Source organism: Lysinibacillus sp. GW823-FHT06C08 (assembly GCF_058795135.1).
Map to the genome: position 1 here is coordinate 1 of NZ_JBXAHN010000006.1, position 12,549 is coordinate 12,549.

The 12,549-nt window shown below is 37.1% G+C and carries 14 protein-coding genes and 8 tRNA genes; 1 reads left to right on the plus strand and 21 read right to left on the minus strand.

Going from position 1 to position 12,549, the window contains the following annotated elements:
* Positions 1–236: 236 nt before the first annotated feature.
* The 20 genes from AC1Q6O_RS14425 to acpS all read right to left on the minus strand — a co-directional run bounded on the left by AC1Q6O_RS14425 (position 237) and on the right by acpS (position 11,109).
* Positions 237–310: transfer RNA gene (locus tag AC1Q6O_RS14425), tRNA-Gly, on the minus strand.
* 18 nt (positions 311–328) lie between these two features.
* Positions 329–405, minus strand: a tRNA-Arg gene (locus tag AC1Q6O_RS14430).
* Positions 406–435: 30 nt separating this feature from the next.
* Positions 436–521: transfer RNA gene (locus AC1Q6O_RS14435), tRNA-Leu, on the minus strand.
* Between the two features lie 66 nt (positions 522–587).
* Positions 588–660: transfer RNA gene (locus AC1Q6O_RS14440), tRNA-Lys, on the minus strand.
* Positions 661–675: 15 nt separating this feature from the next.
* Positions 676–750: transfer RNA gene (locus AC1Q6O_RS14445), tRNA-Gln, on the minus strand.
* 5 nt (positions 751–755) lie between these two features.
* A tRNA-Asp gene (locus AC1Q6O_RS14450) sits at positions 756–831 on the minus strand.
* 29 nt (positions 832–860) lie between these two features.
* Positions 861–932 (minus strand) — tRNA-Glu (locus tag AC1Q6O_RS14455).
* 1 nt (position 933) lies between these two features.
* Positions 934–1,010 (minus strand) — tRNA-Asn (locus AC1Q6O_RS14460).
* Positions 1,011–1,101: 91 nt separating this feature from the next.
* Entirely contained in the window at positions 1,102–1,560 is a 459-nt protein-coding gene (locus tag AC1Q6O_RS14465) for a SprT family protein (protein ID WP_043990239.1), read from the minus strand.
* A gap of 67 nt (positions 1,561–1,627) precedes the next feature.
* Positions 1,628–3,799 carry a Tex family protein gene (locus tag AC1Q6O_RS14470; RefSeq protein ID WP_008177042.1) on the minus strand — a complete coding sequence of 724 codons (2,172 nt, stop codon included), beginning with the start codon at positions 3,797–3,799 and terminating at the stop codon, positions 1,628–1,630.
* A 143-nt stretch (positions 3,800–3,942) separates the two neighbouring features.
* Positions 3,943–4,728: an RNA polymerase sigma factor SigB gene (gene sigB / locus AC1Q6O_RS14475; protein ID WP_089985767.1), complete on the minus strand. Its 786-nt coding sequence runs from the start codon at positions 4,726–4,728 to the stop codon at positions 3,943–3,945.
* Positions 4,706–5,176, minus strand: a complete 471-nt coding sequence (gene rsbW / locus AC1Q6O_RS14480) for an anti-sigma B factor RsbW (protein WP_008177047.1) — start codon at positions 5,174–5,176, stop codon at positions 4,706–4,708. Before rsbW ends, sigB begins: the two co-directional genes overlap by 23 nt.
* Positions 5,176–5,508 (minus strand): STAS domain-containing protein, encoded by a 333-nt coding sequence (locus AC1Q6O_RS14485; protein WP_025114281.1) that lies wholly within the window; start codon positions 5,506–5,508, stop codon positions 5,176–5,178. The genes rsbW and AC1Q6O_RS14485 overlap by 1 nt, the downstream gene beginning before the upstream one ends.
* 50 nt (positions 5,509–5,558) lie before the next feature.
* A complete protein-coding gene (locus tag AC1Q6O_RS14490) occupies positions 5,559–6,566 on the minus strand; it encodes a PP2C family protein-serine/threonine phosphatase (RefSeq protein WP_089985768.1) in 1,008 nt (335 codons plus the stop codon).
* A 12-nt stretch (positions 6,567–6,578) separates the two neighbouring features.
* Positions 6,579–6,980: an anti-sigma regulatory factor gene (locus AC1Q6O_RS14495; protein ID WP_008177053.1), complete on the minus strand. Its 402-nt coding sequence runs from the start codon at positions 6,978–6,980 to the stop codon at positions 6,579–6,581.
* A 364-nt stretch (positions 6,981–7,344) separates the two neighbouring features.
* Positions 7,345–7,695 carry a type II toxin-antitoxin system PemK/MazF family toxin gene (locus AC1Q6O_RS14500; protein WP_008177055.1) on the minus strand — a complete coding sequence of 117 codons (351 nt, stop codon included), beginning with the start codon at positions 7,693–7,695 and terminating at the stop codon, positions 7,345–7,347.
* A 4-nt stretch (positions 7,696–7,699) separates the two neighbouring features.
* Positions 7,700–7,963, minus strand: a complete 264-nt coding sequence (locus AC1Q6O_RS14505; RefSeq protein WP_036162355.1) for a hypothetical protein — start codon at positions 7,961–7,963, stop codon at positions 7,700–7,702.
* Between the two features lie 291 nt (positions 7,964–8,254).
* Entirely contained in the window at positions 8,255–9,376 is a 1,122-nt protein-coding gene (gene alr, locus AC1Q6O_RS14510; RefSeq protein WP_239355151.1) for an alanine racemase, read from the minus strand.
* A gap of 195 nt (positions 9,377–9,571) precedes the next feature.
* The gene (locus AC1Q6O_RS14515; protein ID WP_043990243.1) at positions 9,572–10,630 is read right to left on the minus strand and encodes a LolA family protein; all 1,059 of its coding nucleotides are present in this window, start codon (positions 10,628–10,630) and stop codon (positions 9,572–9,574) included.
* Positions 10,631–10,755: 125 nt separating this feature from the next.
* Positions 10,756–11,109, minus strand: coding sequence for a holo-ACP synthase (acpS, locus tag AC1Q6O_RS14520; RefSeq protein WP_089985770.1), 354 nt, complete (start codon positions 11,107–11,109; stop codon positions 10,756–10,758).
* Positions 11,110–11,173: 64 nt separating this feature from the next.
* Here acpS and AC1Q6O_RS14525 point away from each other — a divergent pair, with 64 nt between their 5' ends.
* The gene (locus AC1Q6O_RS14525; protein WP_036121030.1) at positions 11,174–11,797 is read left to right on the plus strand and encodes a rhomboid family intramembrane serine protease; all 624 of its coding nucleotides are present in this window, start codon (positions 11,174–11,176) and stop codon (positions 11,795–11,797) included.
* A 73-nt stretch (positions 11,798–11,870) separates the two neighbouring features.
* On the opposite strand, the gene AC1Q6O_RS14530 is transcribed toward AC1Q6O_RS14525, so the two are convergent.
* Entirely contained in the window at positions 11,871–12,446 is a 576-nt protein-coding gene (locus AC1Q6O_RS14530) for a GNAT family N-acetyltransferase (protein WP_089985910.1), read from the minus strand.
* Positions 12,447–12,549 lie beyond the last annotated feature (103 nt).

The window sequence follows — 12,549 nt, forward strand, 5'->3', positions numbered from 1 at the left end:
CAGCGTTCGTCCTGAGCCAGGATCAAACTCTCCATAAAAGAAATTTGATTAGCTCAAATTGTTTTGCTGGCATCAATTTTGATGTCCAAAATTTTGTTTCGTTCACTAGCTAAGCTAGCTACTTAAAACTTTATTGATTACGTTTTGCTTGTTCAGTTTTCAAGGTTCATAACGTTGTCGAATCAGACAACTATTTAATCTTATCAAACAACCAAGAGGTTGTCAACACTTTTTTTTGGAGCGGGTGATGAGAATCGAACTCACGACATCAGCTTGGAAGGCTGAGGTTTTACCATTAAACTACACCCGCATTATTTTTAAAAAAATATGGCGCGCCCGGCAGGAGTCGAACCCACAACCTTCTGATCCGTAGTCAGACGCTCTATCCAATTGAGCTACGGGCGCATATGAATTAATTAACTTTGTAATTGACTTTGGTGCGGCCGAGAGGACTTGAACCTCCACGGGGTTGCCCCCACTAGGCCCTCAACCTAGCGCGTCTGCCGTTCCGCCACGACCGCATTCAATTAGTAACTTTCTTATTATACTATACATCAATAGAAAGTCAACCTTTTTCTTAAAAGAGATGAGCCATGAAGGACTCGAACCTTCGACCCTCTGATTAAAAGTCAGATGCTCTACCAACTGAGCTAATGGCTCAAATTAAGAAATGAATGGCTGGGGTACTAGGATTCGAACCTAGGCATGACGGAATCAAAATCCGTTGCCTTACCGCTTGGCTATACCCCAATAAGTGGCGGTCCCGACCGGGATCGAACCGGCGATCTCCTGCGTGACAGGCAGGCATGTTAACCGCTACACCACGGGACCAATATTATTTGCAAAGTAAATTATGAAAATGACCCCTACGGGATTCGAACCCGTGTTACCGCCGTGAAAGGGCGGTGTCTTAACCACTTGACCAAGGGGCCATGGCTCCGAAGGCAGGACTCGAACCTGCGACAACCTGATTAACAGTCAGGTGCTACTACCAACTGAGCTACTTCGGAATAATGAGTGTTATGTTGTCGTCGTTATCTTGTCGACTTTTACTATTATAGGGATAACTAAACAATACGTCAATCTTTTTTTAATATTTTTTTACTCTAATAATTTAAGCCTGCCCAAACACTTGCTACAACAGTACTTTTCAACATTCATTTTAATTTTTCTTACATATAATTGCTGGCAATTAGTACATGTATAGGTGTAGCGTCGTTGTTTTTTTATAGATGATTTAGAAGTATGTAACGCTGAACAGAAACGAGGTGCCTTTACTTTATTTAATAGTTCCCTGAATTCTTTATCCCGATGCTGATACCCCTTACCTTCAATATGTAAATGGTAATGACACAGTTCATGAAGTACAATGCCTTGAATTTCCTTAATACCATATAATTCAAAAGCTTTTGGATTGATCTCAATATTGTGCGTTTGTAAAAGATATCGCCCGCCCGTTGAACGTAACCTTCCATTAAAATAAGCTTGGTGTATAAATGGTTTTTGAAAACTTTCCAAAGAAATTCGACATACAAGCTGTTGTAGTTCCTCATTGTCCAACTTGATCACCTCCAACAACAAGAATACCACACTGTGTAGTATGCACAGCGTGGTAAAAATTTATTACTCAATCTAATAATTGATTTTTAGGAGGAAGCATTGTTAAAGAAATCCGCCCTTTACTAACATCAATCTGTTCAACCCAAACGGTTACAATATCTCCTAACGCCACAACTTCTAATGGATGTTTAATGCGTTTATTTTGAAGTTTTGAAATGTGCACAAGTCCATCTTGCTTCACACCAATATCAACAAAAGCTCCAAAGTCTACTACATTTCGCACAGTTCCCTGTAGCTCCATACCAACTTTTAAATCTTCCATTTTCAATACATCTGTTTTCAGCAATGGCTGTGGGAACGCATCACGTGGATCACGACTTGGCTTCATCAAAGTATCTACAATATCTTGAATCGTTACAACACCAATCTCTAGTACTCCACTTAATTGTTGAATATCCAAAGCAGCAATAGCTTCCTCCGCCTTCTTCGTTCCAAGTTCTTTTTTATCGATCTTTGCCTCTCCTAAAATCTGTTCTGCAAGATGATAGCTTTCAGGGTGGATACCTGTAGAATCAAATGGATTTTTTGCCTCAGAGATACGTAAGAAACCAATGGCTTGCTCATAAGTTTTCGCACCCAATCTTGGAATTTTCTTTAATTGTACACGGGTAGTGAATTGACCATTCTCTTCTCGAACCTTCACGATATTTTCTGCAACTGTTTTAGATAAACCAGAAACGTATTGTAAAAGTGATGAAGAGGCCGTGTTTACATCAACTCCCACTTGGTTAACTGCTGTTTCTACTATAAATGTTAATGATTCATTTAATTTCTTTTGAGAAACATCATGCTGATACTGCCCCACTCCAACTGCTTTTGGTTCAATCTTCACTAGCTCTGATAAAGGATCTTGTAAGCGTCGGGCAATAGACACAGCACTTCGTTGCTCAACCTGTAAATCAGGGAATTCAGCCCGAGCAATATCCGATGCTGAGTACACAGATGCTCCCGCTTCATTAACAATAACGTAGGCTACGTCCGTAGTCAGCTCGTTTAATACATCAACAATGAATTGTTCTGTTTCACGGGAGGCTGTCCCATTACCAATAGCAATTATACTAATTGGGTATTTTGCTAAGATTGCTTTTACAACAGCTTTCGATTTTGCCACATCTGGTTTAGGTGGATGTGGATAGATAGCGGTAACCTCTAGCATTTTCCCAGTTTCATCGACAACTGCTAATTTACAACCGGTACGATAAGCTGGGTCAACGCCCAAGACATATTTGCCTTTCATAGGTGGTTGTAATAGTAGATTACGTAAGTTTGCAGAGAAAATATGAATAGCCTGTGTTTCTGCTTTTTCAGTAAGCTCATTACGTATTTCTCTTTCTATAGAAGGTTGAATTAAACGCTTGTACGAATCTTCGATAGCTAGCTTCACTTCAGCAATAGCAGGAGATGTTCCCGTTGCTGGTATCCATTCTTTCCACATGATCATCAATACGCGATCCACCGGAACATGAATCGAAACTTTTAAAACATCTTCTTTTTCCCCACGATTTATCGCTAGAATACGATGAGGAACAATTCGATTAACAGGCTCCTCATACTCGTAGTACATTTCAAATACATTTTTCTCATCTATTTCTGCATTTTTCACACTCGTTACAAGTACGCCATCTTTCAATGAATACGTACGAATTTTCTCACGAATAGCAGCATCATCAGCAAAGCGTTCTGCTAAAATATCTCTCGCTCCTGCTAGCGCGTCTTCAGTATTAGCTACTTGATCATTATCGACGAATTTAATAGCTAGTTGCTCTAGTGGATCATGACTAAAAGCTACTAAAAGATCTGCCAGTGGTTCTAAGCCCTTTTCTTTTGCAATAGTAGCCTTAGTACGACGCTTTTGCTTGTAAGGTCTATATAAATCCTCTACACGCTGTAGTACTGTTGCTGAAAGAATAGATTTTTCTAATTCTGGTGTAAGCTTATCTTGCTCTTGGATTAATCGAATAACTTCTTCTTTCCGTTGTTCGAGCTGCTGTATGTAGTGATAACGATCCTCTACAGCTTTAATTTGCACCTCATCCAGAGATCCCGTTACTTCTTTTCGATAACGCGCAATAAACGGAACTGTATTTCCTTCTTCTAATAATTTAATAACAGCATCAACTTGCCCTGGTTTAACCGCTACATCTTTTGCAATGAGCTGTAACATTTGCTTTTGTTCCACACCATCACTACCTTTTTCTTTTCATTTTACCATTACACTTTACTAAAAATGCAAAAAAATAGTCTACTCAAACGAATATGAGTAGACTATTTTCAAACATTTAAAAGGTGTTTAGTATGATTCACAGCACACCCATTGATGGATTAGAGCGACACACCGCCACTTGCTAGAATAGCCTCTTGTAATTTCTTGATTGCTTTTCTTTGTATTCTAGATACATGCATTTGAGAAATCCCTAATTGTTCTCCAGCTTCTTTTTGACTTAGTTGCTCTAAATATGTAAGCTGAATGATTTGTTTTTCTCTTTCATTCAAAACAACCATTGCCTCGGAAACAATCATTCGTTTATCAGTCATTTCATAGCCATCGTCTTCCCTACCCAAAATATCGAATAGTGTTACGGTGCTACCATCTGAATCTGACTCTATTGAATGATCCATAGAAAGAGCTTGATAACTACGGCTCATTTCCATAGCCTCTAATACTTCTTCCTCCGCTACATCTAAACGCTCGGCAATTTCTTGAATGGATGGAGAACGCTGCAATTCAATAGTCAGCGCCTCCACCGTAGATTTGATTCTCGGCCCAATTTCTTTTATGCGTCTAGGCACATGAACATCCCATGTTTTATCACGTAAAAAGCGCTTGATTTCTCCAACAATTGTTGGTACAGCAAATGCTTCAAAACTACGGCCAACATTTGGATCAAAACGTCTAATTGCACCTAATAAACCCAGCATCCCTACTTGAACAATATCATCATAATAAGATTTACCATTCGAATACTTACGTGCTATTGACTCAACTAGATATCGATAATGAATCACTAAATTCGTTTGCGCTTCATCATCCTCCGTTGATTGGTACAATTCAATCCACTTTAATACATCTTCTTTGGATGAAGATTTATGTAGTGATTCTTTCGACATTTTTTTCCACCTGCTCCCTAGTGACATACTTTGTCATAAAGACAGTTACGCCACCATCGTTATTGATCATCACCTCATCCATCAAAGTTTCCATTAAATAAAGCCCTAACCCACCTTCTCTTAGCCCTGCAATATTTTCCTCAGGATGGTACGGTCCAATCTTAGTTTTAATCTCCTCGAAATTAAAACTATTACCGTAGTCAGCAATCATCAATTCCATTTTATTGTCGTATAACGCACATCCGATGACGATTTCGCCTTCTTCATCTTCTTTATAAGCGTGATGCACGACATTAGTGACAGCCTCACTTGCAGCAATTTTCAAGTCTTCGATATCATCATAATTAAAGCCAATCCTGCTTGCTAAGCCAGAGACAGTTAACCGAATAACACTGACAAATTGCGGTTTAGCAGGAACTCTAATTTCAATATAGTCAAATTCCTTCATTATCTTAATTCCACCTTTTTATCAGTTTCGATATCCATCAAATCACTCAGTCCTGTAATTTCAAACAATCTTTGTAATCTAGTCGATAAACCAACGAGCTTCACTTTGCCATTTTCACGTAATGTTCTTTTATAAAAGGCAACAAAAATCCCGAGTCCTGTACTATCCATGTAATTTACCTTTGATAAATCGAGTTCAATTTCCAATCCTTCTGTAATCTTTACAGCTTCCAATTCTTCACGTAATCCTGATGCCGTAAACGTATCAATTTCACCTTCTACAAAGCCAAATAATTTATGATCAATTTCTTTAAAATGTATTGTAACGTCCATATAGCACACCTCCACCATATTTATTAGACTATTTTCTGTTCCCTGTTTCATTAAAACGTAAACCTATTTTTTAAAATAACTACAGTAAAATCATCTGTCAGTTTAAAATCCTGTATTTTCTCTATCTCTCTATATAGAAGCAAGCACAATTGTTGAGCTGATAAGTACTTGTTTTCTTTTATGAGTGCTGAAATAATTTCTCTTGAATTTAAGTCATCCTGCCCTCTAAATTCTGTTACTCCATCGGTCATCATGATGATCAAATCATCTTCCTCTAAAACAATTTCATGAAATGTATATTTGGTTTCAGACAACACACCTAGTAATAAGCCTTTAGCTTCTAAAGGAATAAATTCATCTTGCTTGGCTCTATAATGTAAAGCCGGCTCATGTCCTGCAGAAGCATAGGAAAATATATTTTGGCGAATATCTAAGCAGCCATAGAACATAGAAACAAACATACTATCATCAACACCTTTTTCTATTACCCTATTAATGACTTCTAAAACATACGAAGGATCTTTATAGGCATAACTCAATGTCTCAAGTCCGTATTTCACCATAGACATACATAAAGCAGCAGGTACACCCTTTCCTACAACATCTGTTACTGCCACACTTAAATACTCTTCTCCATCGTGAAAAAAATGAACATAATCACCATTCATTTTACGAATAGGAAACGAAACCATTCCTATATCAATACTTTGTAGCTCAGGCACATATGATTTTAATAAGGTCTTTTGAATGTTAGTTGCAATCTTCATTTCCAATTCATACTCAGCCTGTTTTTGTAGTAAGCTTTGATGCTCTCGATGTGCCATACCATAATGCACCATAACTTCAATAAGAAAATCATATGCTGGCTGCGATTCACCCATTCGATTAGGAAATATTGCTTCTACAGCATTTTTATGAATACTAACAACATCCTCAGGGGCTATACTTTTTTGAATTAATTGACGTGTGAAATTTTGAGCAATATATAGATTTTTTTCTGTTTGATTCAACATATAATCTGACAATATTTTTTTATACTGAGCTTCTAATTGTTTCAATTTCTTCACGTCCTAACGCAGCCATTTTTCGGTCCTTATTGTTGTACCCTCTCCAATGACAGATTGGATGTGTAAGCTGTCCATCAATCGCTTAACCCCTGGAAGGCCAGCACCTAGACCCCCCGATGTAGAATAACCATCCTCTGTTACTTTGCGAATATCCTTAATTCCAGGTCCTTGATCAGTTGCAACAACTACTATTTTCTTTTCAGTTTCTGTCTCAATTCTTTCAATTTCAATTATACCTATACTGGCATATAAATAAATATTTCTTGCTAATTCACTAATAGCTGTGGTTATACGAGCTTGATCAACAGTGCCAAATCCAAGTGCCTTTGCCTCATTACGCCCCAGTTGTCTTGCTGTAATAATATCCCACTCTGTAATAATTTCAACCGAAGACTTACTTGTCACTGCTGCCCCTCCATTTCCTTACGGAGTAATACCCTTTTACTTTTATTCGACATATTACACACAAACTATATAGTATTTATAAATGGAATATTCTATGTATATTTTCATATACCTTTAAGAATTTTTTCAATAATCTATTTTTATTAAAAATCTTGTGTATATCTTAAATCTTTTTTTATTATTTATCAAATACGTCATAGCATAATAACGAAGAGATTTTTTGCTACCATCAAACATTTCAACATTCTTCCTATGTACTAATGACATAAGAATTTCAAAGTATACGAAATAACTGAAGGAATAGAAAAGACAAAAAAGCATCGAGATATCAATTATCTCGATGCTTTCTATACACATATGTATATCAAAATTTAACTAGACCTAAACTGATCATCAACGCACCATCAACTTTTTCCATCACAGCATGATCAAGTTGTGTAATACGATCTGTCAATCTTGACTTATCAATTGTCCGCACTTGTTCTAGCAAAATAACCGAATCACGTTCAAAACCATACTTTTCAGCATTGATTTCAACGTGTGTCGGTAACTTTGCCTTTTGAATCTGTGCAGTGATAGCCGCGATGATGACAGTCGGACTAAATCGATTGCCAATATCATTTTGAATAATCAGCACCGGCCTAGTGCCCCCTTGTTCAGAGCCTACTACCGGTGATAAATCTGCAAAAAAAACGTCACCACGTTTTACATTCAAAGTGTCATCCCCCGCTTACGAGACGCTCCACCATATGTTGTGCTTCATATTCTGCATGCAAGCATTCACTCGCGATCATTAAATTAATATGAGACATTTCAACATATCCTTTAATCATAGCTTCCCGTATTTGATTTGGTTGCTCCTGCATTAAATTTTTGCGCGCTAAAGAACGCACAAAAGATTCACCTTCAATTACTTCCTTTGTTTGTAGAAATAGTCTGTCTTGAACAGCAATTGTAGCTTCTCTTAACTTTTTATCGTACACAGCAAGCACCTCCAACGGAACCATACACTTTTCATTACTTCCCATTCTATCATTGAAAGATATTGTTGAAAAGACATGAAATGACAAAATATCTGACAATTTGAAGTACAAATTGTAAAAATATGTTGGCTGTCGAAGGTATATGACGAATAATTATTATTGCAACTTATTACCAATTATGATTCATCTATCATTCGGAAAAGAAATAAGATCTCCAGTGCTTATTAATTGACCAAATTCTTCATACTGGCATAAATTGAAAGCTAAAATATATTGGCATAAATGTGTTTATTAAAAGTATATTCTAGGAACTCTTGCTGTGATCATGCATGGTATTTCATAGTTAATGGTTTCAAGCTTAGTTGCCCATTCATCGATGGAAATCCTATTCTGTCCTTGTTGGCCAATAAGTGTTACCTTCTCACCTATAGCATATGCTTTTGGTAGGGCAACCATACATTGGTCCATACAAATTCGTCCAACAATCGGCATTCTCTGTCCATCAATTAAAACCTCTTGTCCACCTAACTTACGAATAACACCATCTGCGTAACCTATTGGAAGAGTTCCAATCCACATATCTGTTGGCGCAACATATGTAGCTCCATAGCCTACAGATTCACCTTTTTTTATTTCCTTCACATGAACAAGTTCACTTTCGAGTGAAAATGCAGGTTGTAAGGCAAAGGGTAGGATACTCTCTACATAGGAGGACGGTGATAAACCATACATTGAAATCCCATATCTCACAGCATCATACTGCAAGTTAGAATCCTTTACTAATGAAGCTGCTGTATTAGATGCATGAACAAGTGGCGGCTTTATCGGCAATACTGCTAAACAGCTTTCAAAAAATTGTACTTGCTGATCAAAATAAGTTGTATCTTTCTCATCCGCTGTTGCAAAGTGCGTAAATATTCCGTTCAACTCTACATTATCAGTAGAATCAATTGTCTGATACAATGCTAACAAATCCTGCTCAGAGCGAATGCCGATTCTACCCATACCACTATCTACTTTCATATGTAGCAGTAAAGGAAGCGCTTCATTGGCTATAAGTGGTGCTGCTTGCTGTACCCACTCACTTCCATACACAGTGAGCATAATACGCTGTTGAGCTGCGAAAGGAGCAAAGGACACTGGAGATGCACCTAATATTAGTATGTCTGGATCTTCAAAATGTGCTCGAATATGTAATGCTTCATCAGGCGTTGCCACTGCAAGTATTGTGGCACCAGCCTCAAGAGCTGCCTGTGCTACGGCTACATCTCCATGACCATATGCATTCGCCTTTACTACAGCAATTATTTGAACATTAGGTCGTATAAATTTTTTTAAATTTTTGACGTTTTGTTGGATTGCTTGTAGATTTATCATTGCTTTCGTTGGTCGAAAATATTGCTGTGTCTTCATAAGAATACCCTCTTTATTTTTAATTAAAACATTATGTATTACATACATATTTTTTATTTAGCTTGTACAATTATACGTTTATTAGTCCTGAAACGTTTACTTTATAGACAATCACTTAACATTTTCTAAACCACAAATTTTTATATTGTCAATAAGCTACAGCTTTCATGAACTAGAAAGCTGTAGCTAGAAAAGTTACTTCATACTACCTATCGTCATAGATGTAGCAACTTCAATCATTTCTTCACGCGTTAGTTTACTGGAAGCTACAAAGAATTCAACACCATCTTTTTCCCAACTAACTGAAGTATCTGTAATCGCACCTATTGTAAATCCTAAATCAACTGGATCACCAGGCGAAGATACTGGTAACATAGAGTTTTCCTTTGTCACTGGCTGTTGCATAACTGTAAAGGCTTTTTCTCCTTCAAATGTTAAGATAACGCGTTCCATACCACTTTCTTGAACGACTTTTTCATTCGCCAATTGTGCCCAATTTAATACTGGATAGCTAGTTTGGAACTCTTGATATTCTACTTCTGCACCAACTGCTTCTTTGTCTTCTTTGTCTTCTTTACCATCTTTCTCTGCTGGTGTAGCTTGTTCACCTTTAGTTTTATCTTTATCTGTAAATTGCTCAACTGCATACTCTTTGGCAGCATGCTGCACACCTAGTTTAATTTTCTTAAATGTAATTCGAATTTGTTCTTCTTTCACATCATTCATAATGACAACAGAAGTTGGTAGTAAAGTTTTCTTATCTACTGTAATCACCTGATGAGGCATACTATTTTTATAGCTATTTCTAGTAGCCGCTTCAAATATATATGCTTTCTCTTCCTCTTTCATGACAAGATTTTTATCTTCTGCTAAATCTTCTGCAAGAGCTCCTATTAGATATGCTTGACTATTCTTCTTAGGCCAATCACTTTGGAATTTATACATTTTGTTTAATGTTGGTGTTACAACAAATACGCCATCCGCATTACGCACAATCATTTGAGAAACATCTTTTCCACTTTCCATAACTTCTACTCGATAGAAATCAGGTTTAGTATGCCATACTGTTACATTATAATTTCTAGGCTCCCCACCAGATTTGATCTCCATCGTAGCATTTAATTCATAGCCATTTGTCTCTCCCCATTTACCATTCACTTTCTTCAACACTTTTTCCTGTGAGGCTGTACCACATGCCGACAGAAGTAATATCGTACAAAATAAGACGAGCCATTTAACTATTCGGTTGCCCACGCTTTCACCCTTTCTTCTTTCAAATCCACTACGACAATATATGAACCGTATTTGTCAGTTATGTCATTTGTAGAAAAGGCAATATATTTAAATTTACTGGCTAACCTTTTTAGACAACTTCATTCCTATTCTAATAAGATTACTTGAGCAGCTGCATATTGCTTGGAATGCGTAATACTAACAAAACCATTGGCAAGCTCCCCCTTAAAATATAAAACGGGTTTTCCAGCCTCTCCTCGTAATATCTCCATATCATGAAGTTTACATTGTTCGCCAATGCCAGTACCCATCGCTTTCGAAAATGCTTCTTTCGCAGCAAAGCGTCCTGCTAAAAATTCTATTTTACGAGTTTCTGAGTAACCATCAAATAATTTTTTTTCCCTTGTTGATAAAATGCGGTCTTTAAATTTATCTGTACGCTTCATCGCTTTTTCAATACGGTCTATTTCTACAATATCTAGACCAATTCCCTTAATCATGTAACCTTCTCCTTTACCTATTTCCAACAAGGCATGTATAATAATTGTAAATTGAGGTGGAGCCATGTTTAGTAGAACAGAAAATTTTAAGCAATATACAAAGTATTACCCTGTTGTGTCAACGTTAATAGCAATCAATTTAATTCTTTATGTATTGTCTCTTTTACCCGGTGTAGGAACTCTTTTGTGGAATTACGGAATTCAAGCGAATTTCCTCGTTCAAAAAGGTGAGTGGTGGCGTGTATTCTCTGCTATGTTTTTACATGCAGGGTTTATGCATGTGTTTTTTAATATGTTTTCCTTATATCTCTTTGGACCAGAGCTTGAAAAAATTGCAGGTAAAGCCCGTTTTATTACAATTTATTTAGTATCGGGTATTGTTGGCAACATGGCAACCTACATATTCTATGATAGTAGTTATGCGAGTCTTGGTGCAAGCGGAGCTATTTTTGGAATTTTTGGTGCTTTTGGGGCATTAGTGTATTATACTCGTAGAACAATGCCAATGCTTCGTAAGCTTATTTTACCAATCATCATTATCAGTGTCATTATGACTTTTCTTCAACCGAATGTAAACGTTTTTGCACATTTAGGTGGGCTAGTAACCGGATTCATTCTAGGGCTTATTTATTTACATCCAAAAAGAATTTTAAGCTGGCGCAAACAAAAAATGGCGGGTAGACCATAATTTAAGAGAGGAGCAGCACCATGGGTTATAAGTTAGATCTCATGGCACTGCTCCTCTTTATATGAATCGCTTTTTACAGGGCGACCGTCGCTTCATTGGTCATCTTAATTTTTTTCCACTCAGCTGCCGTTATACCATAAACCACTTGGTCTACATGATGATCATACAGCCACTCCGCATCCCTTAATCGCCCTTCTTCATGAAAGCCCAACACTTTTGGAATCGTACGGCTACGAATATTTCCAACCGCTACTCGCACTTCAATACGGTGTAGCTTCAAATAATGAAAGGCATAATCAATTAATGCTTTCATTGAATTTGTTACAAGCCCCTTGCCTACAAACTCATTCCCTAACCAATAGCCAATACTTGTCCACTTGTGTTGCCAGTTGATTTGATGATACCCAATGACACCCGCGAGCTGTCCATCATAGTAAATTCCTGCCTGTATCCCATCGTTATCAGCGTATTGTTGCATAGCCTTTTTTACAAATGCCTCTGTATCTTTAACTGTCTGAACACCATCTACAAAAGGTAACCATTCACGTAATGTATCCCTTGAACGATCAGTCAATGCAAATAAATCATGAACATCACTTAAATCCAATAATTTTAAATAAGCGTCTTCATTAATATCATATTTAAACATAGTCCCCACCCCTTTTGTTCTATTTATTTTATTATAAACTTCATTACCAAATATTTGTATGTAAAAAGCTAATCCTTCCATAAAATTGAAAGAATTAGCTTTG

Bases quoted from the DNA above. Each gene is read 5' to 3' on its own strand.
- sigB (WP_089985767.1), bottom strand. From the start codon at position 4,728: ATGTCGAAAGAATCACTACATAAATCTTCATCCAAAGAAGATGTATTA.
- rsbW (WP_008177047.1), bottom strand. From the start codon at position 5,176: ATGAAGGAATTTGACTATATTGAAATTAGAGTTCCTGCTAAACCGCAA.
- AC1Q6O_RS14485 (WP_025114281.1), bottom strand. From the start codon at position 5,508: ATGGACGTTACAATACATTTTAAAGAAATTGATCATAAATTATTTGGC.
- alr (WP_239355151.1), bottom strand. From the start codon at position 9,376: ATGAAGACACAGCAATATTTTCGACCAACGAAAGCAATGATAAATCTA.
- acpS (WP_089985770.1), bottom strand. From the start codon at position 11,109: ATGATTAAGGGAATTGGTCTAGATATTGTAGAAATAGACCGTATTGAA.
- AC1Q6O_RS14525 (WP_036121030.1), top strand. From the start codon at position 11,174: ATGTTTAGTAGAACAGAAAATTTTAAGCAATATACAAAGTATTACCCT.
- AC1Q6O_RS14530 (WP_089985910.1), bottom strand. From the start codon at position 12,446: ATGTTTAAATATGATATTAATGAAGACGCTTATTTAAAATTATTGGAT.